Here is a 22,604-nt window from a genome sequence, read left to right as displayed (position 1 = left end):
CCGTTGGATGACCGTGATGCCCCCAGCGGGTTTCGTACTCCTGGGGAGCGCGCCAGACACTACCACTCGTCCGACAGATCTTCTTCATACCGAGCATCGTGAGAGAAAGCCTCCGCGACACCGAGGAACGGAGCCATCACAAGGAAGCCGATCGCCAGGACCACCGAACGAATCAGCTCCAGTATCTCACGTTTCCTACAACCAAACCCCGACTCACGAATTCCATACTTGTGACCACCTTGTTCACCTCCACCACTTTCAGCGGTTAGGCACAGTCTCGATAGGACTGCATCTGCCGATAGATCTCCACCACCCTCATCGCCGAGCATACTCGCCGCACCGACCTAACGGCTACGAGATACCGCTCAACGCGCTACAGATGTGACGACATTTTCGAGGTCAACAGCAGTTGAATAGCCTTGCTGAAACTGGATCTCATCATTCGCTTTGATGCTTATTTGACACCATTGAAAGTCTCAAGACCGTTCCACCCTTCTCGATAGAAATTTCCATCATATCTGGTGCAGTGATCAGCGCCGTTCGGTAGCCTATCCTGAGCGTCCTATGGTTTCATACCGTTCGTGCCAGGCACAAGCCCACGCAAAACAAGGTATGAGCGGCGTTGAAACCCTCTTCGCTCCGGCATGTCGATACCTTACGGAATGTAGTGGGGATGGTGAAGCCAATAGGAGAACGACTAATGAAGACCCCATCGACCAAGAAGCGACCTTGCGTCATGATCGTGGACTCCGATCTGGAGTATGGAATCAAGCTTGCCGATTGGCTCGCGGCACATGGCTACCAGGCGGTGCTGATCCGTTCGATGGAAACGGCCATCAAGGAGTGTCGTGACCTCTCTCCGCAGGCCGTCTTTATCGGATTCAGTGCTTCCGAGCCGGTCACCAGACTCGCCCTACAGAGATTGTTCCATGGGATCAAGACCACTTCTCCTCATGTACCGATCATCACTATGGGAGGTCCGACCAGCCGAGACCAGACAGACCTCCCGAATGACGGCTCCCTTCGCCATCTTCACCTTCCCATCAAGCCTGTCGAGTTGACGTATATCGGTCGCCTACTCCAGTCGGAACTCAGTGCGGCAGCAGCACTCAATTTTCCAGACACAGAGCCGGCCCCTTCCTCCAGCCGGGCTGTCGAGAACCGCGTGTACAAACGCACGGTCTATCGTGAGGCCAAAGCATAGATCGGGTAACCTGTCGGCGCTGCCAGGGTCTCATGTACCCGATCGATCCACTCGATCCAGTGGATGTCATACAAGGTGGAAAACCCGATGACATACGTGCCTGGCGCTGCCTGACGTGTGGTGAGCTGATCGATCCGACAATTATGGAAAACCGGAGTCCCAACAGACATCACCGAGCCCGTCGTCGCAAGACGACTCCCCGCCAACCCGTGTTTAAGGTGCTGGACTCATAGGTCTACTCGAGTCTCAAGCCCTTTCACGGGGGCACCTTGCCTACGGCCCACAGACCAGCCGCGCCGATTGCATCGTGAGCAGGACACCTACCCGCACTACTATTGTACGCATTTTACTCCTGATCACCCGAAGGCCCTAGCCATTTTCCGTCGCATCTGTTGCATCCGACAGCAGCCATCGCTCGCGAAAGCTTTCCAAGTCCTGATAACACTCTTCTCCTCAAGGAATAGTCACTGAACCACTTTTAAAGAGGAGTCGTGTCATGAAACGCATGATATTTCCCACCACCGTTGTGTCGCTCATCCTCTGCAGCCAGGTCCACGCGTTCTTCGAGGAAGAAGGCCGTTGCCAGAAACGTGACCTCCGAGGGAACTGGGTCTCCTACCAAAACGAAGTCCTGAAGAATCCGCATACCGGTGTCTGTAAATTCTCGGTGGAAAGCGGAAAGGTCGAAGGCATCTGTGACTTTTCGTTGAAGGACGAACAGGGACATCCCTTGACCGGACTACAATTCAGGGGTGAAGCGACCGTGAAGGAAGACTGCTCCGCTCGGTTGACGATGGATTTCACCCCATTCGGGCGACCGTTCGTCTCCGCTTTTGACCTGCAACTCCATCGCAACAAGAAATCCTTCGTCGGCCGCTGGGAAAACACGTTTGGCGCTCTCGGCACGGCCAACGGGGTGAAGCAGTAACCTTCATTCGTTTTTCGTCCTGCGCGCAGTGATACCGACGACAGTAAAGCTCCTTGCACAGGTTTCAGGAGGCTGAAAACGCTGGGGGATTTATGACAGGCACACCACTATCAATCAGTCTTGGCATCGTGTCCATTCTGTGTACATCCACTCTTTACGCATTGACCGGTGACGGCACGATTCCTCGTGTCCTGAACCCACCGTCGGCGAGCGACCTCGCGAATCTGCCGAGCGATCTGCGCACGGTGCCGATTCCCGGTCCCAGCGACCAGGACCTGGCGGAGTATGTGAAGGATAGGCAGGCGGCGATCGCCTTAGGCAAGGCGTTCTTCTGGGACATGCAGATCGGAAGCGATGGGATTCAGGCCTGCGCCAGCTGCCACTTTCGCGCCGGCGCGGACCCGCGCTCAAAAAATCAGCTTTCACCTGGCCTCAAACATGTGCCGCAACAGGACCTGAATTTCAGAGTGGGCGGGCCGAACTACCAACTGACCGGCTCGGAGTTCCCGCTCACTCGCCTTGTGATTGCCGGACAGCGAGGCGCGCTTGACCAAGGTTCCGATAGTAATGATGTCGTGAGTTCCCAAGGCGTCCCGTATCTCGACCGGGGCCCAGACCTGCTGGGTTACCAGGTCGGCCGACTCAAAACTCGTCGAGTCGAACCGAGAAACACTCCTTCCGTGATCAACGCCGTGTTCTATCACCGCCAATTCTGGGACGGCCGCGCCGAGAATACCTTCAACGGCGTAAATCCTCTGGGTGCCCGGGATCCGGAAGCTCGTGTGATGGCGTCGATAGGCGGTAACCTCGTCGAGGTCCAGGTGGCGCTGGTGAACTCCAGTCTCGCGTCGCAGGCGGTGGGGCCGATCGTGAGCGAGATCGAGATGGCTTCCCCTGGACGCACCGCGCAAGACATCGCGCGCGATCTTCGCAAAGGCAAGCGCAGCCGACAACTCGGCAAGCGCGTCCACGGTTCGCATCCACTTCAACAACAACTGGTTGATCCATCAGACAGCGTCTTGGGGCCGCTCAGCCGATACCCCGAGCGAGGTCTCCGCGTGAAATCGTATAACGAGATGATCCGTGAGACCTTTCAGGAGAAGTATTGGAAAAGCGGCCAATTCATTCAGGTGGCCGAGGACGGGACCGTGTCGATCGTCGATCGCCCCGACAGAAATCGAGCGATCGAGGAATATACGTTGATTGAATACAACTTCGCGCTCTTCTTCGGGCTGTCCGTCCAGATGTATGAGGCCACGCTGGTTTCCGATGACACGCCTTGGGACCGTTTCCGACGCCAACATCCAAACGCGTCCGATCCAGCGCTCAATCCTTGGAGCAACAGCAATCCCAGTCACATTACCCGCTTTGCGCTCTTCGGCGCCCACTTGTTCAACGACCGGACTCGAGGTCCCAATAATCTACGTTGCAGCAACTGTCATGAAAGTGCCGAACTCACCGACGCCTCGGTCCGGCGCATTGGCTTGGCCGCCAATGGTCCGGTGCGAAACCGCGACGGCAACGTCATCGACAAGGGTTTTAACAATATCGGTGTACGGCCCACTGAGGATGACTTAGGCGTGGGCGCGAGCGATGCGTTCGGCCCACTCTCGCACAGCAAGCGCCTCTTCCCCGACTCGCCGCCGGCGAGCTTCGACGGCGCGGCGGTGACAAAGGGATTCGGCCTCGAAGGCGCGTTCAAAGTGCCCTCGCTGCGGAACGTCGCGTTGACTGCTCCCTACTTTCACAACGGAGATACCCATTCGCTGCGCGAGGCGGTACTGTTCTACAGCCGCGGAGGAAACGTCGCACCGATCACGCAACGAGATGGTACGCCGATCGAGCCGCTTGGGGTCGCCAACATGAATCCTGACGAGGCTGATGCCGTAGTGGCCTGGCTTGAAACTCTCACAGACGAGCGAGTGCGGATCGCCGCAGCGCCGTTCGATCACCCGCAATTGTTCGTCCCCAACGGCCATGTAGGGAATCAGCATCAAGTCGAGCGCGGTAAAGATGGCTTCGCGAAGGATGACTTACTGGAAATTCCAATGACAGGTGCAGCCGGTGGTCCACCACTTCCTGGATTCCTCGAAGGAGTCTTCGGGGCGCACTGAGGAATATCGAATTGGTAGATCACATACCGTACCGCAGCAAGAAACGCTTCGTCATCTCGACGAGATGATTTCATCACGTCTGTAGCATGCACAGGAATGGATCGGTAGATCAGTCGGGGTTGATCTGGTACCAACTCCTATCAGGAGGGACCTTCCCTCACCAGTTGCTTAACCATCACCTCTACGCAAGGAGTGATTATATGAAGTCACTGATTATGAGAAAGCGGTCTTCTTGTTTGACCCTCGCCGCGATAGGACTGTGGCTTGCCGGAGCAGTACCGTCTCACGCCTCGACGGTAACTCCGAATCCGGCCGGTCATCAATCCGGACTGACCTATGAGTGGGAAGTGGCCATGGGTAGCAGCGACTCCGCCACCTATACCGGCTCAGTCGGCGCCAAGAGTTGGGCGGAACCAGGAAACCCAGCCAGTGCGAAAGGCTGGACCCACACCTCCGACTGGACCCTCTTGGATCTCACCGGTACAAGCGGCCCCACGCTCTTCAGTTTCACCTTAAGTCGAGGCGCTACAGGGTCCCTATTCCCCGCATTTAGTGTATTTTCCGGTGTGGAAGACGTGAACGCCGACACGGCGAATCACACCTGGAACAACCTGGGCAACATCAGCTGGGCGACGAATCTCTCGCATATCGATCACCTGGCCAATGCCGGAGGACCTAACGGGACTGATAGCGGAACAGGGTCAGATGCCGTTTCATGGCAATGGGTGTTGACCCCTGGTCTTTATACCCTCAACTACGGAGGGAACCCCTCATTCGCTCTCGGCCAGACCGGCACGCACGCATTCACAGCAACACTGACAACCTCACCAGTACCGGTCCCTGCTGCCATATGGCTCTTCGGTAGCGGACTGATCGGTCTTGTGGAACTCGCCAGGCGACGGCAGTCGGCCTAGGTCTAGCAACGCGGTCGTATTATGATAACCGACCGATTCCCTCCTGCGGACGGAGCGGAGAGTCGGTTCAGGCTGAACCTGAATTGCTCTCCGCTCCAACAGCAATCCCTCCTCAGTTTCTTCGACGCCTGAGTTTACTTGGCACTGAGCCTGTCCAGCGTCTTGACGATCCATTGATGCCCAACAGATATCCAATTAAATTCCGCAACATTCGGGGCTGGAATATTTTCTCTTTTCGGAACCTGCTTCGTGGCACCGGGAATAGTTTTTCATCACTTCTGTAGCAAGCACTAGCTGCGATCAGTAGAGCGTCGAGCATGGCCCTGGTATACCCCCTCAGTATGAGCTTGTCTCTCACACATTTTTACCGCTCACCTTTTTGCAAGGAGTGTCTGTATGAAACCTGTCGCCATGCGAAAACGTGCCATATGCGTGACCGCGGCAGTAGGACTTTGGCTGGCCGGAGCTGTTCCGTCTCACGCGTCGACAGTCACGCCGAATCCCGCTGGTCATCAATCTGGGCTCACCTATGAGTGGGAAGTCGTCATGGGTGACCTTGACCTTGCGCACTACCACGCAAGCGTGGGTGCCAAGAGTTGGGCAGAACCGGGAAACCCGGTTGGCGGGAAAGGCTGGACCCATACATCGAGCTGGACCACGCTCGACCTGACCGGCCTCAGTGGTCCGACGATTCTCACGCTGGAACTGGAGCGGGGACATAATGGTACAAGCCAGCTCTTTCCTGCGTTCAGTCTGTTTTCCGGAGTAGAGGACGTGAACTCCGATGCGACAAATCACACCTGGAACAACACGGGTGCCATCAGCTGGGCCACCAGCCTGACGTATATCGACCATCTGGCTAACATCGGTGGGCCCAACGGCACCGACAGCGGAACCGGGCAGGATTTTGTATCGAAGTCGTGGGTCTTAACACCGGGCTTCTATACTCTCAACTATGGAGGAAACCCGTCGTTCGCTCTTGGCCAGACCGGATTACATGAATTTTCTGCAAGCTTGTCGACATCGCCAGTTCCGGTTCCCGCAGCCATCTACTTGTTCGGCACCGGACTGATCGGCCTGGCAGGGCTCGCCAGGCGAAAACTGTCGACATAGCCTCACAGAAGGCATAGCTGCATTCCTATTTGGCAACCATGCATGCCGAGATAGGAACTGGGGGGGGAGACTCGTGTCAGGCTAGAGTCTCCCCCAGGATAGATAAGAGTCAGAGTGAGCCACTCTGTAGGGTTTTAGGCCTGCTCGACTCGATCCTTGTCTGCATTCAACCGTCCTCTCAGCAACACCGGAGCGCCTATGAGCGTACAGCGCATCGCAATTTTCCTGGTAATGGCCATCGTCCTCAGTTTGATCGGCCGACCTTCGTCGACGATGGCTGCCGCCATCGATCTCGCTCTGATTGATTTCGAATACGACAGTTCGGCTTGGACCCTCGGGTGGAAATTCTCCGTCACAGCGCCGACCTCGCTCGAAGCGCTCGGGGTCTATGATTCAAGCCAGGACGGCCTTGCCGGCCCTGCTCAAATCGGGCTCTGGCTCGCTTCAGGCGGCTCGCCGCTCGTCCAGACCACAATTGCCGCCGGAACCGACGCCGCATTGGACGGATATTTCCGATTTGCACCAGTGCCCAGCACCGTCCTTGCGCCAGGGATCGAATATATCATCGGATCACATCTGGATGGGGACTTGGCCACGTCCCTCTTCGGCGGGAACGGCCTCGTCGATCCTCGCGTTACAGTGATCGATGTCCGGTATTCTTCTGTCGGCAGCGGCTTCGGATTCCCGGGCCAGACGGATCCGGGCACAGACGGCGCCGCCTTCCTCGGAGGGAATTTTCAACTCACGCCCGTTCCTCTCCCCACCGCGGCCTGGCTGTTCGGAAGCGGACTCGTCAGCCTCGGCTCCCTGGTACGGAGGTGGAGAGGGAAAGGACACTCGGTATGAACCGATCTAGCATTCGTTTGCTCGCTGTCGCCACGATAGGGCTCGGCCTCACAGTCACAACCGACGCACTCGCCCAGGTGAACAGTCCAACCGATCCACCCCGCCCACCGTCGCTCAAAACCGTGCCGGTGCCGGAGCCGACGAACCTGGCCGACTTCGTGAAAGATCGACAGGCCGCCATCCGGATTGGCAAAGCGCTGTTCTGGGATATGCAGGTCGGCAGCGACGGCGCAACGGCTTGCGCGAGCTGCCACTTCAGTTCCGGTATGGCAGATACTCGCTCCAAGAATCAGCTCTCGCCAGGCCTGAAGCGCATCACACAAACCGGCGCGCCGAATCCCGACACGACGTTCCATCGGAACCTCGGTCCGATGGGACAGGTGACGGGTTCGGATTTCCCCTTCTTTCCCCTCTCCAATGACGTCATGTCCTCACAGGGTATCCGCAACTCCATGTTCCTCGGCGTCGGAAACGGCCCGGCTGATCTCACACACCCGGAGCCGGACCCGGATGGATTTCGGGTGGGGTCGACGAACGTGCGCCGGGTCGAGCCGCGCAATACTCCGACCGTCATCAACGCGGTATTTAATCACCGCCAGTTCTGGGATGGGCGTGCGGACAATGTCTTTAATGGCGTGAACGAGATGGGTGATCGAGATCCGAACGCCCGTGTCTTCCGGGCGGACAACCCCAATAGTCCAGTTGCCGTTCAGGTTCGACTGGAAGATGCCAGCCTTGCATCGCAAGCGGTCGTCCCGCCGGTGAGCGGGGATGAAATGTCTGCCCGCGGCCGGACGATGCGGGACATCGGCAAGAAGTTCGCCCGCTACCAGATTCCCGGCCAGCCGGCCTCCAACCTTCGTCCGCTGGCGCTCCAGCTTGTGCATCCGGAAGACAGCATGCTCGGTTCCTTAAGCCGGTGGCCCCAGAAAGGCTTGAGCACCATAGGATACCCGGAACTGATTCAAGCGGCGTTTCATCGCCAGTGGTGGGACTCACCCAAACTCATTCGGATTGGCACTGACGGAACTCCAACCGTGATCGACCCGCCCTCCGGATCGGCAGGACCGAACAACTACTCGCTGATGCAATACAATTTCTCTCTGTTCTTCGGGTTGGCCATTCAGCTGTATGAAGCCACGCTCGTTGCCGACAATTCACCCTACGATCAGTTTATGGACGGTAATCCGAATGCCATTAGTTCTCAGGCCATCTTGGGTGTGGACCTCTTTCGCAGCCAGGCCCGTGGCCAATGTATCACCTGTCACGAAGGAGCCGAACTCACTGGTGCCTCGGTTCGTCAAGTGCGGGCCAGTCCCACCCGCATCCGCGATGCCCAGGCCATGGACCGCGGCTTCAACAACATCGGTGTGCTGGCAACGCTTCAAGATTTGAGCCTTGGGACAAAGGATGGTCTCGGGAATTGGCTTTCCACTGTCAAACGTCTGAGCCCCCCTCCACCGGAACCGATTGTCGTGGATGGAGCCTTCAAAGTGCCTGGGTTGCGGAATGTGGAGCTCACAGCGCCCTATTTTCACAACGGGGGCCAAGCCGATCTGCCTGCTGTCATCGAATTCTACAACCGGGCCGGCGATGCTCACGAAGGCATGGTCACCCTCGACGGCACACAAATCGAGCTCATGTCGATCTTGGGGCTCACAGACGAGGAAAAGGCCGCGCTCCTGGCCTTTCTTCTTTCGCTCACCGACGAACGTGTGCGCTTTCAACAGGCGCCGTTCGATCATCCACAGTTGTTCATTCCGAACGGACCTGGTGCACCGCGCATGATCATGCCCGGCGATCAACTAATGGAAATTCCGGCGGTCGGCCGGTTGGGCGGCGCGCCGCAGAAGAAGTTCTTAGAGCCGTGACAATCAACACGCTATCAACTATGGAGGAAACATGAGCTCGGAGAAATGCATTTGGGTAGTCGTCCTTGCCATGCTGACGACCTTCGTCCCCGCGTTCACGCAAGCCGCTTCCATCACCAGCGGCACGTTCACGATGAATCTGAACCGTGATGCACTGGCTCAGATGATCTCGAACCCGAGCGGGACGCCTCCCTCCCTGTACCTGGAGGAATTCTGGAATGCCCCGGCGTCGGCGTCACTGACTGCCACGCAGATCAACACGCCGGGCGTTGCGGATCTCGTACAGGGCACTGGGGAGATTCCGGCCACCGGCTTGGCATATGACGTCACCGGCGCGACCGTCACCAATCCTGCCGGTCGAGCTATCCAAGCGACGAACTTCAGCTACGATCCAAGTAACCTCACCGGCACGGCCAGCGGCCAGATCGGATTAGGGGGCGACATGCGGTTTATGGGTAACTTCCCCGGTTTCCTTGCATCGGGCGATTATGCATTGAAGTACGATGCGACGCGCGTCGGCAATGCGGCAGGCGGCTCTGGATGGTACCTCGTCAACAACTATGGGTTCTCAATTCCGGGTTGGGACCTCACCAACGTGACCGTCTCAAGCAATCCTTTTTCGCTCTCCTTGTCCGGCACGTTGAAGTGGAGCCCTGAAGTCGCCTCGGCCTTCTTCACCACCTCCGATATCGGCCAGCCCATGGGCACCTTTTCTTTCGTGACGCCTGTGCCGCTCCCCGCCGCCGCTTGGCTGTTTGGTAGCGGAGTGACCGGACTTGCAGCACTGTCGCGGCGACGGGCCGTAACCCAGAGGTAGCGCTATGCAAGTGACTCCGTGGATCACTGTGGCTGCGGTATTTGCCGGGGCATCATGCCTGATGCTATCCGTTGAAACAGAAGCTCTTGAGCTTGATACGGTAGTGATCAGCAACACCGGGAATCTTCCCGACGCCCGGACCGGAAGAGGCGCTGTCGGGTATACGTACCACATCACTAATACCGAGGTGACGAACGCGCAGTACGCCTCGTTTTTAAATGCAGTCGATCCGACCGGCAGCAACCCGCATGATGTGTATAACCCCAGCATGTCGAATTCCACTGGCTTCGCCGTCGTCAAAGGCGGTATCGACTTGACTCCGACGGCTTCAGATGGGACCAAATATTCCGCCAAACCCAATTACGGCGACAAGCCGGTCAACTACGTGACATTCCACGATGCGGCACGATTCGCCAATTGGGCGATGACCGGCGACACGGAGAACGGCTTCTATGTCTTCAACGGAACCGACACGATCGCCTCCCAAGGAATCCATGGAGCAGACCCGCACCATAGAACAAACTGGGTCGCCCTCCCCACCGAAGACGAGTGGTACAAAGCCGCATACCACAAAAACGACGGCCCGACCGGGAACTATTTTCTCTATCCGACCAGCAGCGACAGTGTCCCCACTGTCGCCGTCGCCACGCCAACCGGCGACATTGCCAATCCCGGCGCGAACGTCGCCAACTACAACTTCGGCGCCAACTGGGACGACACCGGCACGCTGGGCCATGTCACCACCGTCGGCAGCGCCGGTCCGGAAAGCGCGAGTCCTTACGGGACCTCCGATCAAGGCGGCAACATTTACGAATGGACGGAGACCCCATCCGGCTCGAACCGCATCATTCGTGGTGGATCCTTGTGGCTAGAAGAACACACACTGCGTTCCACATCCAGCAGCGTGCACAACCCTTTGACGCAAGGCAGCAGCCTCGGTTTCCGCCTCGTCAGTCTCGGGCCGATCAATGTCGTGCCGCTCCCCACGGCAGCCTGGCTGTTCGGAAGTAGTCTAGTCGGACTGATCGGCTTCGTGTGTCGGCGAAGAACCATGACTGCTTAACGATCGTCATGCGTGGCCCGATTGCGACTGGCGTTTAACACCGTATCGTCGGCTGGACTTGTACAAACCAGAGCCTCACCCGCGCCTACTGCTCATCGCCATTCTTCCGTTCTTGATCGAACATGCGGTAGAGTGTGGTATTCGATGACCCGCTCGTTTCGCAGATTCATTCTTCCGTGCCTTCTGGCCACGGTCGGTCAGCTCTCTCTTGCCCAAGCCGAGCTCCGTCCGCAGCATGTCGCTATCTTGGCCAATGCCGCGAACCCCGACAGCATCGCCGTGACGCGGCACTATGCCACTCAGCGCAACATTCCCTCAGACCACATTATTATGCTCACCCTGCCGTTTCGTGACACCATTTCTCGTCAGGAGTACGAGGATCTCGTCGTCACGCCGGTTCGACGCACGCTGGAGGAGAGGAAGTTGTCTTCATCAGTTCGCGTTATTGTCACGACCTACGGCATCCCCTTGCGGGTAGCCGCTCCGCAACTTTCAGCGGATGAACGCCGTTGGCTCACAGATGCACAACAGATGGTGAAGACAAGCCGGACGACATTGGAGCGATTGGAAGAGCAGTTTAGGAAGCTGGTTCCTGGAGCGCTGAAGCCGCCGGACACCCAGCCGATTCCCGCGCAAGACATTCTCGAAACGGCCAGAACGGCGGCGCTCTTGTCACGTGTCGACCATGCCTGGCGATCCACACTCGAGCAGATACGACAGCGAAGCGGCGTCGATTCTGATCCACGGACTCAGGAGCTGGTTCACCTGACCCAGCAGTACGGCGGTTGGGGCATCCTCCTTCAGAAGAAAGCCGATTCAGAACAATCTGCCGGTCCAGCTGACACGCCCCAAGCGGCGGTCTGGCGGTCGTTGCTGGAACGCTCCGGTCCTCTGTGGGCAGGGCTTGCCCGTCAGCCCATCGCTTCTGAGCGGACGTTGATCTACCGCTGGGCAGAACGGCTCTTTGGCCTGCGAGGGGTGTTGGAACTCGCCAGCGCAGAGATTGATCGGCTCACCTACACCTATGCCGATGCCAGTCTCGACAGCGAATTGAGCCTGCTTTGGTGGGACCGGGATCTCTATCCCGTCGCCTGGCGCTGGGATAACCCGCTTTCTCAAGACCATTCCGCATCCCACGATCAAATCCCTCTCCTCATGATCAGTCGACTCGATGCCCCGACTGCCGAGCTGGCTAAAGGCCTCGTCGACAAAGCCCTGCATGCCGAACGAATGGGTTGGGAGGGCACCATCTATTTCGATGCACGCGGGCTGCAACCGAACGGCGCAACCAATACCTATGGCCTCTACGACCACAGTTTGCGGGAAGCCGCTGCCCTCGCGAAAGCGAATACTGCTTATCGAGTGATCCTGGACGAAGCAGAACCAACATTGGCAGCGGTGCCCAACGTGGCGCTCTATATCGGCTGGTACAAGCTACGAGCGTATGAGAACGTGTTTTCGTTCAACCCCGGAGCGATCGGCTATCACATGGCCTCGGCCGAAGCAGTTACGGTGCATGACCGCGGTGAGCGCGGTTGGTGCAAGAATGCGCTGGAACACGGGATCACAGCCACGCTCGGATCAGTCGGCGAGCCCTACCTCGACGCGTTCCCGGAGCCGGTACGCTTTACCACTCTGTTGTTATCGGGGAAATACTCCCTCGTCGAAGTGTACTATCTCACGAGCCGCACCATCAGCTGGCGAATGGTCTTGTTCGGCGATCCGCTCTACAATCCACTGAAGGGGCGTTCGCCGACACCGGCAATGACTCCTCAGCTCGTCCCTCCCTCTGAACGGCGACTGGGGAATCCCATTGCGCAACTGTTACGGGCACACGACCTCGCACGTGATGCACAAAAGCGGTTGGTCTCTCTGCTCCAACAAGCCGAGCAAAGCCTTACACGTGCCCCTTCGTCGCCTCAACCGAACCCTCTGCCTCAATAATAGACTCAATGTGTACAGCCAAAGGCTCTCCTGGCACAGCCCCATCGTACTCGGCAAGAATGTCCGACCACAATGAAGAGGCTATGGAATGCTACCACTGAACTGGGACCGTTGCTGGAGTCACGCGCGGCCGGTCGGTGCGTGATGTGATGTCGGTCACCAGGAAGAGAAATCAGAGCTTCGGCCGTCTGAACAGCAACGGGCATCTGCCGTCCTTCCTCCCGGTGCCAACTTGCGTCTTCTATCTCAGCGGCCGAACCTTTTAGAGGACTCCTGCGCATCAACCCGTTTCCCTATGACTTTGCATGGCGGCTCAAATACCTGGTGATCGCCTCACGCTCAGCGTCGGTTAGCGGCGGAATCCCTTTTTCGCGCATGAGGCTTTCCATTCTGGCCAACTCCTCTTGCCATTCCACCATGGTTCTGAACCGAGCATCCGGCACCCCATGCGTGACTCCATGATCTCCAAACGGCTTGCCGTGACAGGCCCCGCACCGTTGGGCGAATATCCGTCCATCAGCCGTATCCAATTCAGGAATTTCTGTAAACACACCTCCACAACCCCCAGCCCATACGATCGCCATAAGCGCAATGGCGCACATGAATAGGCCGTCTGACATGCGGATGGGTGCGGCGAAACACTGCTCGGATATTCTCATATCGTCTCCTCTGTTCTCCAGAAATCGTGGAGACCGATCAATCGAGACTTATCTATTTGCGTTCCCGCGTACGAATTGTCGTGGCTCTCGTCGCCATGAGTCCCGCATGCGACTGCTGGCCAAGATCCCGGAGAAGCGACGCGTAGCGATCGAGCAATACCGCTACCATGGGATGACTCTTTCCCAGCGTCTGTTGCTGAATCACCAGCGCCTGTTCGTACCTCAGTCGTGCCTCATCCAGCAGCCCCCGCTCGTGCGTGAGCAGAGCCCAGTTTCCAAGAATGCTACCCATAAGCCCTTCGGCCGGCTCCTCCGCCCCCTGGCTGCTCGCGAATGCATCTCGGTAGGCCCGGTCTGCCATCTCGGAAAGTCCCTCAGCCTGATAGAGGTTCACCAAATTGTTCAGACAGAGGGCGACCGCAGGGTGATACTCTCCCAGATGCGCTCGGCGTATGGCCAGTGCTCGTTGATACAACGGCTCGGCAAATACATACAGTTCCTTCTCCTTATAGAGCGATGCCAAATTATTGAGGATTGGTGCTGCATCGGGTGAGTCGGTTCCCTCCTGCTGTTGCAGCATGGCCAGGGCCAGATGGAATCTGGCCTCTGCTTCAACCAGCCGCCCTTCTTTGCGGTAGAGGACTCCCATTCCATTATGTCCAACCGCTAGCTGTGGATGACCCGGGCCAAGGGCGCGTTCCCCTACGGTGAGTGCACGCAGATAGTGGGCTTCGGCCTGTTCAAACTCACCCTCTTGCTGATAGATTTCCGCCAAGTTGTGCAATGCGGTCGCAACGCCGGCATGTTCCATCTCCGAGGATTGCTCCCAGATGGCGAGCGCTTGCTCGTAGTAGGACTTCGCCCGTGCGAATTGCCCCTGTTCATGAAACACCAGCCCCAGATCGTTGAAGGTCGCTGCAACACGCTCATCAGAGGAACCGAATCGTTGCGCCTCTCGACTCGCCATCACAAAGAGCCGCTCCGCGTCCTTGTACTTGCCTTGTTCAAGGGCCGCCATTCCGGCAGCCGTCAAGGCGTGCCATGGCTCCGACGAACCCGCTATAACCACAAGGGGATAGAGCACAAATGTAAGAAGAAGGATCATGATAGGGGCGACGTATGTCCAATTCTGAGCGTACCAGAGTCGCCTGAACATCGGGCGATTCTTCTGCTGAACCCGGGGATTCTGCATCACACACTCCCTTCCTGCAGTCGGGCATCACCTACCGTCTATACAGATCGTCTTCACGAGTTATTGTGTGGGGGTCGCTTGATTGTCGTTTGCCGCAAGTCCCACGTAATAGACGGTGACCTGCTTCGGAGCTTTTCCCACCGAAATAGTCGCAGTGATCGTATGGTCCGTTGCATCGATAAACGACACCGACCCATTCTCACTATGCGGAGCGTTCGACACGATAATGCCCTTAGCGGATCCGGCTCCCTTAGGGCCGATGACCCACAAGTCCAAGCCATGGACACCGAGCGGGCCAACCGGCGGTAAATCAACCGTCCTCAATACCGGGAAAGACGTCGGCCAGGTTGCCGTATCGAAGACATAGAGCTTGTCCTTTTGGAGTGCATCCGCCTGCTGCGGCGTCAACCCGATGGTGGTATTTGACTGGGTGACATACAATCGTTTCCCGTCGGCCGTAAAGCGAAACTGATACGGACGCATATGATCGACTTCGTGTTGTCCCACGACACTCAGCGTCGGCTGGGTGAGATCGATGAATCCGAACCTTGCGATGACCTTTGCCGGATCTGTAGCGACATCCTCACCCACCATGAATAGAAGTCGACCGTCCGGTGTGACCTCAGCCTGTTGCAATTGGGAAACCGTGATACGCCTGGGTGTCACCGTCAAAGATGTCGGATCGATCTCGATGATCATTCGGTACCCGGCAAGGTAACCGTAGATCTTCCCCGTGGCCTGCGACCAGAACATGCCGGCCGGTGCGGAATGGTTGGGCGTCAATGGGTCCGCATCACAGGCCGGATACCCCAGCGCTGTCTCCATGGTGCTGTCACACAGATCGATCTTTTGGGAAAATTCACTCCAGGCGACATTTCCACCTGCCGTTTGTACAGGAAGCAGCACGCTCATTATCCCCGTCATCTGACTGGAGACGATCGCCAACTCCTGTGCCGTCACCGGCGGTCTGGAGAACGCGATGAAATGGGCTCCTTTCCCGGAAAGACAGACGATCGACGTAACGCGAGGCTTTTCCCCGCCCACTCCAAGATGGGAATTATGGAGGATCGAGACGGAGCCCCCGTGAGTGCAGTTGGCCACGGTATCCAGACCGGTCGATGGATCGCCGTCGTTCATGGTCCAGAGCACTTCCTTATCGACCGGATCCCTGTAGATACGCGTCGGTCGTTGCCCGATCCTGACCCGAACATCTTTTGGATTTTCCGTCAGAAAACTCTCGAGGATCGGCGTCTGCGCGCCGATCGGATCAATGGTGGCCACCTTGTTCGTTGCGCTGTTGGTGACAAAGATCCATTCTCCCAGCGAAAACGCCACGCCTCCGATTGCGTCGATTTGTGGGGGGCCGAGCGACAAGGTACTGACGATCGGCTGTTTTTTTCCGTCCAGACGAACCGTGGTCAGCGTCGTGTCGCCCTGATTCACGACAAGCGCCATTGGGGTTGAAAGCGGTGTATCCGCAATCTGCTCACTATCCGCCCCGGAACTGCAGCCCGCAACCAAGACTATGCAGAAAACCGCAAGCCAACGGCCTGATGCTGTCGAGGAAAACCTACGTCGAAGCGGATGTTCCATGATACGTCCTCACTTTGACGAGCCGCTAAAGAGGCTAGCGAGGGAAGGTGTTGCAAACGACTTACTGATCCCCCCGACAAAGCTCAGCCCTTGCTGAAGGTTCCCATTGAACTCTCGGTAAATTGGAATTTGTGCAATGAAATAGATTTGCCCATAGTCGAATACATTCATCACCACGCCGGGTGAGAACGCCAGAAGAGTGTGGTCTGTCGTGGGCACCGATCGGCCGATGATATTTCCATCCAGTAAGACCGCTCTATTGAATGGGGCCGGTCTGAACTCGTACAACGCCGAGTCAAGGTTGTCCCTATCCTTATGACGGAAATTGAGTTGGGTCGTGAGGGTTAACCAGGGAAACGTCACGAGATTCAGACCCGCATTGATGGTAAATTCCTGACCGAATCGATACCCATCGGAATTGCGTACGGTATATCGATAGTTTCCTGAGAGAAACTGGTTCAGGCGGTGAGGCAGGAGCTCATAGGTTTGATAAAACCCAGGTTGAATACCGAAGGCTCCACGTCCGACCTGTAACGTTGACTCGACAAGCTGGGTGTCTGTTGCATGATTGCCGTAATCCCCCGTCGGAAAAAAGACGCCCATTTCTAAGACCAACATGCTGCGCAAAGTCGGGAGCATATTGTATTTCACTTTCGCCAGGACATCTCCGATTCCACGGTCCGAGTTATGCGACACTGCTCCGGCTCCGATCTGTCCCACCGCATCCACGAATTTGTAAGGAATGAGGACCTCAAGACCGACCCGTTCGGTTAGGCCGTAATTGAGATCTAATGCCGCTGTTTTGATCAGCGTGCTGAGCTGGCCGACCTTGCTATTGGCCAGGATGAGCTGTTTGAGTTGTGAATTTGCAAACGGGATAGTATTGACTCCTGTGGAGGGAATCTCATTCGGCGTATACGTATAGTTGAAATTGACGGTCAATACCCCGGCCGGCGAGACCGCCTGTTGAGAGCCGATGACGACAAAACAACTAACTGAGCCGCAGGATGCCGCTGCGGGAAAGGCCGTCATCCATGAGGCCAGCAGAACCAGCAATACGTACGAGACGATGCGACGCATTGACGTTGAGACCTTACATCAGACCGCTGCCGGCTGTCGCAACCGACTTATTTCACGGCCTACAGGTCGTGCGTTCATCGCCCGCGACTTGAGTGGACCTTGTTTGGATAACACATCGGTGCCTTCTTCCTGGATCGATCCGACACAGTGGAGATCAATCAAGGCAGCCACTGTATGACTGAATATTCTTAAACTGCCGGCGCCCAAGCGTGTACCACCCAGCCGACCGGCCTCAACCCATCGATACACCGTCCAGCGGCTGACATTGAGAATCTTTGCGGCTTCGTCCACACGGAGTAGCTGTTTTTTCTGCAACGTGCCGATCACATCCATGATGAATCCTCCATAACGTTCCTGAAAGTTTCTGTACCACAATCGGAAAATTACCCGTTAGCCTCGTGCCACTCGTCAGCCTTTGAAATGGCGGGGCGAAGGCCGAGGAAGAAGCACCTTCCCCCGCACTCGTCCGAGCCAACGGCTGCTTGACTCAGACAGGACTGCGATGTACCGAAATGAAAGCGAACCGAGGGCAAGCATCATTTAAGAGCATCGGCGAGAATGCCTACTACCCTTATGACCTTATACTCGGGAAAGAAGAACAGTGAATGGAGGCGCTCGAGGATGGAGTACGGTGGAAGCGGAAGACACACGATATACGTCGGAAGGCAATACTTGTTGCTCAACGACAAGCCAAGCCACCGTCATCGACGGTTCAGCCGCCGAGACAATATCCGATGTTGCTTGGCAGCCCCAGGCACAAAATGCACTTTGAGAAGATGAACCCTCTTCGCTATGATGGTGATGCGCTTGCGTCCGGTCGGCATGAGCCAACGCACAGCCGGTACTCAGCACGACCAACGCGGCATACATCAGCGCTGTGCAGCCGACAATAGAAAGGTTATGAAAAATCTGACTCAATCGCTTCACGTTGCAAGCCCCTACGAGTTATTCTACGTAGACCATACAGCCCTACCGATACTAGGGGCTGTTGTACATGAGTATTCAGAATCTGTCTACCTACGTATGCTCATGCATGCTAACGGATGCTACAATTTTGACATCGTGCTGCTTGCTACTGAAACTAGCCATCTTGTCCCACAGCAGAATACAGGATCCATCGACCTACATCCTCTCCCTGAGAATGGTCTGGACGTTCATTAAGGACTATCAACAAGCATTTCGCACTATAATAAGGGCGGGGCCAAGGAGGAGGCAGCCAACCTTCGCCCCGCGCTTGGTCCGGGCGGAGGGTCACCTTCCCGGACGGACTATCCACATCACTTCCCACTCTGAAAACGTTCGACCGGATAACACCGGCCCTGCGCTCTAGCACCATAGCTCCGATACAACTCATTCAAGGCTGAAGAGAATAGTTGGTAGTCACCCCTACCCAGCCTGTGATAAAGGGCGGGGCCAAGGAGGAGGCAGCCAACCTTCGCCCCGCGCTTGGTCCGAGCCGGAGGGTCATCTGCTCGGACAGTTCACACAGACAGTTTAATTGTGAAATAGACGCAATCCGGCTGTATTCGTACCAGCGCGCGAGAGCACGACTACGCGATACGGATCAGCCAAGTCTGACGAAGAAATTCGAAGGAGGTGCCCGCGAATGAATCGCGGAGAAATCGGTAGAGAACGGAAGCTCAGTGGAAGTGAATTCGGCTGGCCCACTCACCAAATCCCTGACAGCCAGTGATGGCCCACCTTCCGCCACGGTGTCCGCCGTCGCCTGACAGGCCCATGCGCAGAACTGGTCCGCGGCAGACGAGCCTTCGTCCGCGTGATGGTGTTGATGACGTTGATGCCAGTCACCGTGAACCAAATTGCAACTGCTGCCCGCCACGAGCAACCCCGCATAGAGCAAGGCGGCACAGCCAGCGATTGAAAGATGAGGCAATGATCGGCGTGAGTCTTTCACGTGTATTCTGGTCCCAATTGATAGGCTTGAACTATACATGAACGCTCAGGACTTGTCTGCTACGGTTGCTCACCGATGCATCACTTTCCCTTAGAATCTTGATATGTTCAGTCGAATCATGCGTCGGACTACATTCATCGCGGAGCCGCTAGTTGGCCAAACTGTAGACTATCGGCAGACTCACAACGATTTGCGGTTTCCCGAGAGCCTGCGTCATGTCAAGCGGACAGGCTCGTTTTACAGCTTCAATCGCTGCCTCATCGAGCACACTGTATCCGGAGCTCTTTTGAATAAACACCTCAGCCAGCTGCCCATCTGACCGAATGACGGCCTTCAAAATTACTTTCCCTTCCTGGCCATTCATACGGGCTGAGTTTGGATAACGCTTCAGCTCAGCCACCCTTCGCCACAAGGACTCGGCCAGCCACCGGTTATCCATCTTTGCTCCAGGACCGGATATTGCCGCAGCAACTCCTGAAGTCTCTCGTAATGACTCCGGAATCTTGGCCTCTTGAGCAGTCTGCCCCTCCGTGGACAAGGTAGGAGGCGATGCAGGCACCGTCGGTTCCTGTTGAAACTGTTGAGACTCAATCAATTCGGACGGAGAAGTCGTAGCAACGGACTCCTTCGTTTCTACGATCGGCTGAGTAGTGGTCTCAGCCACTTCGACGAGTCGTTGCTCGGCTGGCACCTCACGTACCTGAGGCACTTCTTCCCTCTGTACGATCGTTGATGGCGGCATTTCAGCATGCTGCTCTATCAGCTTATCGGGCTGGACGGCTGCAGGCATTGACTTGGCCCGTGATGAGATCACCTTTTTTACCGGCAGTTGCGCCGATGTGGTCGTCGGTTCCACTCGTTCTGGTTTTGAAAAGCCGGTTGTCTGTTGTACAAACGCCACATCCCAGCTGAAGAGATTATCCTGCACAGGAGGTTGGATCTGTGCGGAAAATGCGAAGGCGAGGCCACCAACCATTCCGTGCAAAGCTAATGAGACAGCCCAGGCAGGGGCCACGAATCGTTGTTCATCCATCGATGCCATGCATCCCTTATGACTGTTCCCACAGCTCGTATGCAACCCTAATCTCAACGATAAGAAAAAAGTGGGGAGCGAAGGCCAAGGAATGAGCACCTCCACCCCGCGCTGACCCTCGTCGACAGCCGCGGCTCGGACGGAACCGTCGTCGTCCAATCGATCAGTCGGTCACCTGGCCGCTGGGGGGCAGCCCATTGAATCCTCACGAATCACACCCCACAACGGGCTGCCCCATCCATACGTATCCTAATTACTCGCCTGATTCCCTGCCAAAGCCGCCCCAGAATCGAACACCATCACCCCTCCCGGATTTGCCCCGACAGCGACCGTCTGCTTTTCCTGATGGTCGGTCGCATTGATGATCGTGAGTGAATTCGCTGGTGCTGCATTCGACACCACCAGATACTTCGCTTCCCCAGCCCCTTCAGCCAAGATATCGAAGCCGTGCCCGCCGGTCGATACCAACGGAATCTCCCTCAACAGGGTGAGCGCTGGAGGCGCCACGGTCGTCCAGTCAAACGCGAACAGTCTGTCCTTCTTGGTTGCCGTTGCTCCATTCCCGGCCAAAATGTAGAACCGTCCGGAGTTCGGGGCAAACTTGAATGCCCCCGCTGAGGTTCCGTCTAGTTCCGGAATGGTCAGGTTAGCGATAGCCGGCGTCGCGGCACTGAGATCAATCACACCAAGTTTCGTTGCTTGCGGGGCGGTTGTTTCGCCACGGAGCAAGAGATACTTCCCGTCGGGTGAAATCCCATACGTTGTATAGGGAGTTCCGGCGAGGTCAAACCTCTTGCTAATGGTCAAAGTTGCTGGGTCGATCTCTGCGATCTCTCCATATCCCTCTTGAATGCTGTAGACCTTCTTGGTCAGCGTGGACCAGCGGATGCCGTGCGGAGCTGAGGCATTAGGCGTAAACGCGGTCGTGATCGGTGTTGCGGACTCGTCATTGCAAGGCGTGGTTTCCTTGGCTGACTTACAGAGATCAATGCGCGCAATCATCTTCCGATAGTTCGCAGAGGTTTCATCACCGTCAAGAACGGCGATTTCTCCGCCGGTTTCACTGGAGACAAAGACTCGTTTATTCTCTGCAAAGGCTGCAACTTTATGTCCATCAGCCAAAAGGCAAGTCGTTCCGAGCACGGTAGGCGGAGTTCCTCCTGGGCCAAGATGAGAATTGTGGACCACCGTCACTGAGCCCCCGCCGAATGCGGCGCAATTGATCAAATCGTCCCCGGGTGTCGCAGTCCCCGCAGCATTGTCACCGTCATTCATGATCCAGATGACCTCGCCGTCGTTCCTATCCCGATAGAGGTGAACGGGTCGAGTGCCTGTCGTCAAATTCGCTTCATGAATCGGAGTCGCAGCTGTGAGTGGATCGATCGTCGCAACTTTGTTCGCTGCAGCAAGGTTCAAAAAGACCCAATCTTTATTCGAGAATTGCATGTCTCCGAGAGCAACATTCTCGAACTTCGCCGCGTCGATCGTGTTGATTACCGCGTTGCCGGAATCGCCCTTCAGCGCCACGCCGGTCAGCGTTTTATCGCCGGTATTATTCACAAACACCAACGCACTAGCCTGAGCAGCGCTGCCGCCAGGAGCCAGGGTAGCCGTGGTGGTTTCTCCTGAATTGCACGCCGCAAGACCGATCACCGCGAACCCTAACGCACCTATTGATATACCCGATACAAAACTCTTCCTTTTCATCGCTTCCATGGAACGTTCCTTCCTCATACATTGTCGTTTTTAACGTGATTATTGGGAGCGCAGCCGTCTCCCCAAACGATTGTGTGCTAGGTAATCTCAGGAATACACTGCGGCGGACCACGAGGTGGAAATTGGCCATCAATACGTGCGTGCTGTGGGGGAATAGTGCCAAGATTCCAGACAAGACTCACCTGAAGATCCGCGGTGGATTCGGATCGTTCGTCACCACTCTGGGTGTCGAAGCCGCTGCAATGCCAGGCACAATGATTGTGGCTCTGCTGACTGTTCTGCGCCTGTCCGCTTGGGCAGTGGGATACTGCCCATTGTGTCGTCAGATTTCCCTGTCCAACCGATAAGAATCCGGTCAACCAGAGCACAACGCAGCAACCGGTCAGTGCTCGAGAAACTGTTTGTCGGAGCTTTCTCACCATGGCCGATTCGATTCCGTCGTTCCTGTCGATTCTCTAAGACGCTCCGCCAAACAGTTGGAATGACTTGGTCATCCCAAAGATGTAACTGATCTGTTGCTCAAGATTGCCGTTGAAATCCCGATGAATGGGGATCTGCGCGATGAAATAGAACGAGGCGAAATTCATCACATTGAACATGAC

General features: G+C 56.6%; 21 protein-coding genes. 10 read left to right on the top strand and 11 right to left on the bottom strand.

The features are described 5' to 3' along the window. Nucleotides 1–59: 59 nt before the first annotated feature. Nucleotides 60–329: a hypothetical protein gene (locus ACYX34_RS08850; RefSeq protein WP_462076191.1), complete on the bottom strand. Its 270-nt coding sequence runs from the start codon at nt 327–329 to the stop codon at nt 60–62. A gap of 371 nt (nt 330–700) precedes the next feature. Between ACYX34_RS08850 and ACYX34_RS08845 the strand changes: the two genes are divergently transcribed. From ACYX34_RS08845 to ACYX34_RS08800, 10 genes are all read left to right on the top strand, one after another. Continuing rightward, a complete protein-coding gene (locus ACYX34_RS08845) occupies nt 701–1,204 on the top strand; it encodes a hypothetical protein (protein ID WP_462076190.1) in 504 nt (167 codons plus the stop codon). Between the two features lie 496 nt (nt 1,205–1,700). Continuing rightward, on the top strand, nt 1,701–2,132 hold the full coding sequence (locus tag ACYX34_RS08840; protein WP_462076189.1) for a hypothetical protein: 432 nt from the start codon (nt 1,701–1,703) through the stop codon (nt 2,130–2,132). Between the two features lie 92 nt (nt 2,133–2,224). Continuing rightward, nucleotides 2,225–4,246 carry a cytochrome-c peroxidase gene (locus tag ACYX34_RS08835; RefSeq protein ID WP_462076188.1) on the top strand — a complete coding sequence of 674 codons (2,022 nt, stop codon included), beginning with the start codon at nt 2,225–2,227 and terminating at the stop codon, nt 4,244–4,246. A gap of 200 nt (nt 4,247–4,446) precedes the next feature. Beyond that, nucleotides 4,447–5,160, top strand: coding sequence for a VPLPA-CTERM sorting domain-containing protein (locus ACYX34_RS08830; RefSeq protein ID WP_462076187.1), 714 nt, complete (start codon nt 4,447–4,449; stop codon nt 5,158–5,160). 396 nt (nt 5,161–5,556) lie between these two features. Continuing rightward, nucleotides 5,557–6,273, top strand: coding sequence for a VPLPA-CTERM sorting domain-containing protein (locus tag ACYX34_RS08825; protein WP_462076186.1), 717 nt, complete (start codon nt 5,557–5,559; stop codon nt 6,271–6,273). 198 nt (nt 6,274–6,471) lie between these two features. Further along, on the top strand, nt 6,472–7,119 hold the full coding sequence (locus ACYX34_RS08820) for a DUF4082 domain-containing protein (protein WP_462076185.1): 648 nt from the start codon (nt 6,472–6,474) through the stop codon (nt 7,117–7,119). After that, nucleotides 7,116–8,990 carry a cytochrome-c peroxidase gene (locus ACYX34_RS08815; RefSeq protein ID WP_462076184.1) on the top strand — a complete coding sequence of 625 codons (1,875 nt, stop codon included), beginning with the start codon at nt 7,116–7,118 and terminating at the stop codon, nt 8,988–8,990. Before ACYX34_RS08820 ends, ACYX34_RS08815 begins: the two co-directional genes overlap by 4 nt. 31 nt (nt 8,991–9,021) lie before the next feature. Further along, the gene (locus tag ACYX34_RS08810) at nt 9,022–9,807 is read left to right on the top strand and encodes a VPLPA-CTERM sorting domain-containing protein (protein WP_462076183.1); all 786 of its coding nucleotides are present in this window, start codon (nt 9,022–9,024) and stop codon (nt 9,805–9,807) included. A 4-nt stretch (nt 9,808–9,811) separates the two neighbouring features. Beyond that, complete coding sequence (locus ACYX34_RS08805) at nt 9,812–10,870, top strand: formylglycine-generating enzyme family protein (protein WP_462076182.1); 1,059 nt, start codon at nt 9,812–9,814, stop codon at nt 10,868–10,870. Between the two features lie 144 nt (nt 10,871–11,014). Beyond that, the gene (locus ACYX34_RS08800; protein ID WP_462076181.1) at nt 11,015–12,814 is read left to right on the top strand and encodes a TIGR03790 family protein; all 1,800 of its coding nucleotides are present in this window, start codon (nt 11,015–11,017) and stop codon (nt 12,812–12,814) included. Between the two features lie 293 nt (nt 12,815–13,107). Here the strand turns inward: ACYX34_RS08800 and ACYX34_RS08795 are convergent, their stop codons facing one another. The 10 genes from ACYX34_RS08795 to ACYX34_RS08750 all read right to left on the bottom strand — a co-directional run bounded on the left by ACYX34_RS08795 (nt 13,108) and on the right by ACYX34_RS08750 (nt 22,424). After that, entirely contained in the window at nt 13,108–13,473 is a 366-nt protein-coding gene (locus ACYX34_RS08795; RefSeq protein WP_462076180.1) for a c-type cytochrome, read from the bottom strand. A 52-nt stretch (nt 13,474–13,525) separates the two neighbouring features. Then, nucleotides 13,526–14,665 carry a tetratricopeptide repeat protein gene (locus ACYX34_RS08790; RefSeq protein ID WP_462076197.1) on the bottom strand — a complete coding sequence of 380 codons (1,140 nt, stop codon included), beginning with the start codon at nt 14,663–14,665 and terminating at the stop codon, nt 13,526–13,528. A 60-nt stretch (nt 14,666–14,725) separates the two neighbouring features. Beyond that, nucleotides 14,726–16,258 (bottom strand): YncE family protein, encoded by a 1,533-nt coding sequence (locus ACYX34_RS08785; protein ID WP_462076179.1) that lies wholly within the window; start codon nt 16,256–16,258, stop codon nt 14,726–14,728. A gap of 9 nt (nt 16,259–16,267) precedes the next feature. Further along, complete coding sequence (locus ACYX34_RS08780; protein WP_462076178.1) at nt 16,268–17,338, bottom strand: transporter; 1,071 nt, start codon at nt 17,336–17,338, stop codon at nt 16,268–16,270. Between the two features lie 18 nt (nt 17,339–17,356). After that, nucleotides 17,357–17,671 carry a helix-turn-helix transcriptional regulator gene (locus ACYX34_RS08775; protein WP_462076177.1) on the bottom strand — a complete coding sequence of 105 codons (315 nt, stop codon included), beginning with the start codon at nt 17,669–17,671 and terminating at the stop codon, nt 17,357–17,359. 246 nt (nt 17,672–17,917) lie between these two features. Then, nucleotides 17,918–18,265, bottom strand: a complete 348-nt coding sequence (locus tag ACYX34_RS08770) for a hypothetical protein (protein WP_462076176.1) — start codon at nt 18,263–18,265, stop codon at nt 17,918–17,920. Between the two features lie 637 nt (nt 18,266–18,902). Beyond that, nucleotides 18,903–19,253: a hypothetical protein gene (locus tag ACYX34_RS08765; protein WP_462076175.1), complete on the bottom strand. Its 351-nt coding sequence runs from the start codon at nt 19,251–19,253 to the stop codon at nt 18,903–18,905. A gap of 148 nt (nt 19,254–19,401) precedes the next feature. Next, a complete protein-coding gene (locus ACYX34_RS08760; protein ID WP_462076174.1) occupies nt 19,402–20,286 on the bottom strand; it encodes an energy transducer TonB in 885 nt (294 codons plus the stop codon). Between the two features lie 249 nt (nt 20,287–20,535). After that, nucleotides 20,536–22,002, bottom strand: coding sequence for a YncE family protein (locus ACYX34_RS08755; protein WP_462076173.1), 1,467 nt, complete (start codon nt 22,000–22,002; stop codon nt 20,536–20,538). 77 nt (nt 22,003–22,079) lie between these two features. Further along, a complete protein-coding gene (locus tag ACYX34_RS08750; RefSeq protein WP_462076172.1) occupies nt 22,080–22,424 on the bottom strand; it encodes a hypothetical protein in 345 nt (114 codons plus the stop codon). Nucleotides 22,425–22,604 lie beyond the last annotated feature (180 nt).

This window comes from Nitrospira sp. CMX1 (assembly GCF_054902215.1).
The sequence above is the reverse complement of the archived record's forward strand: the minus strand, read 5'-3'. Positions and strand labels throughout refer to the sequence as shown.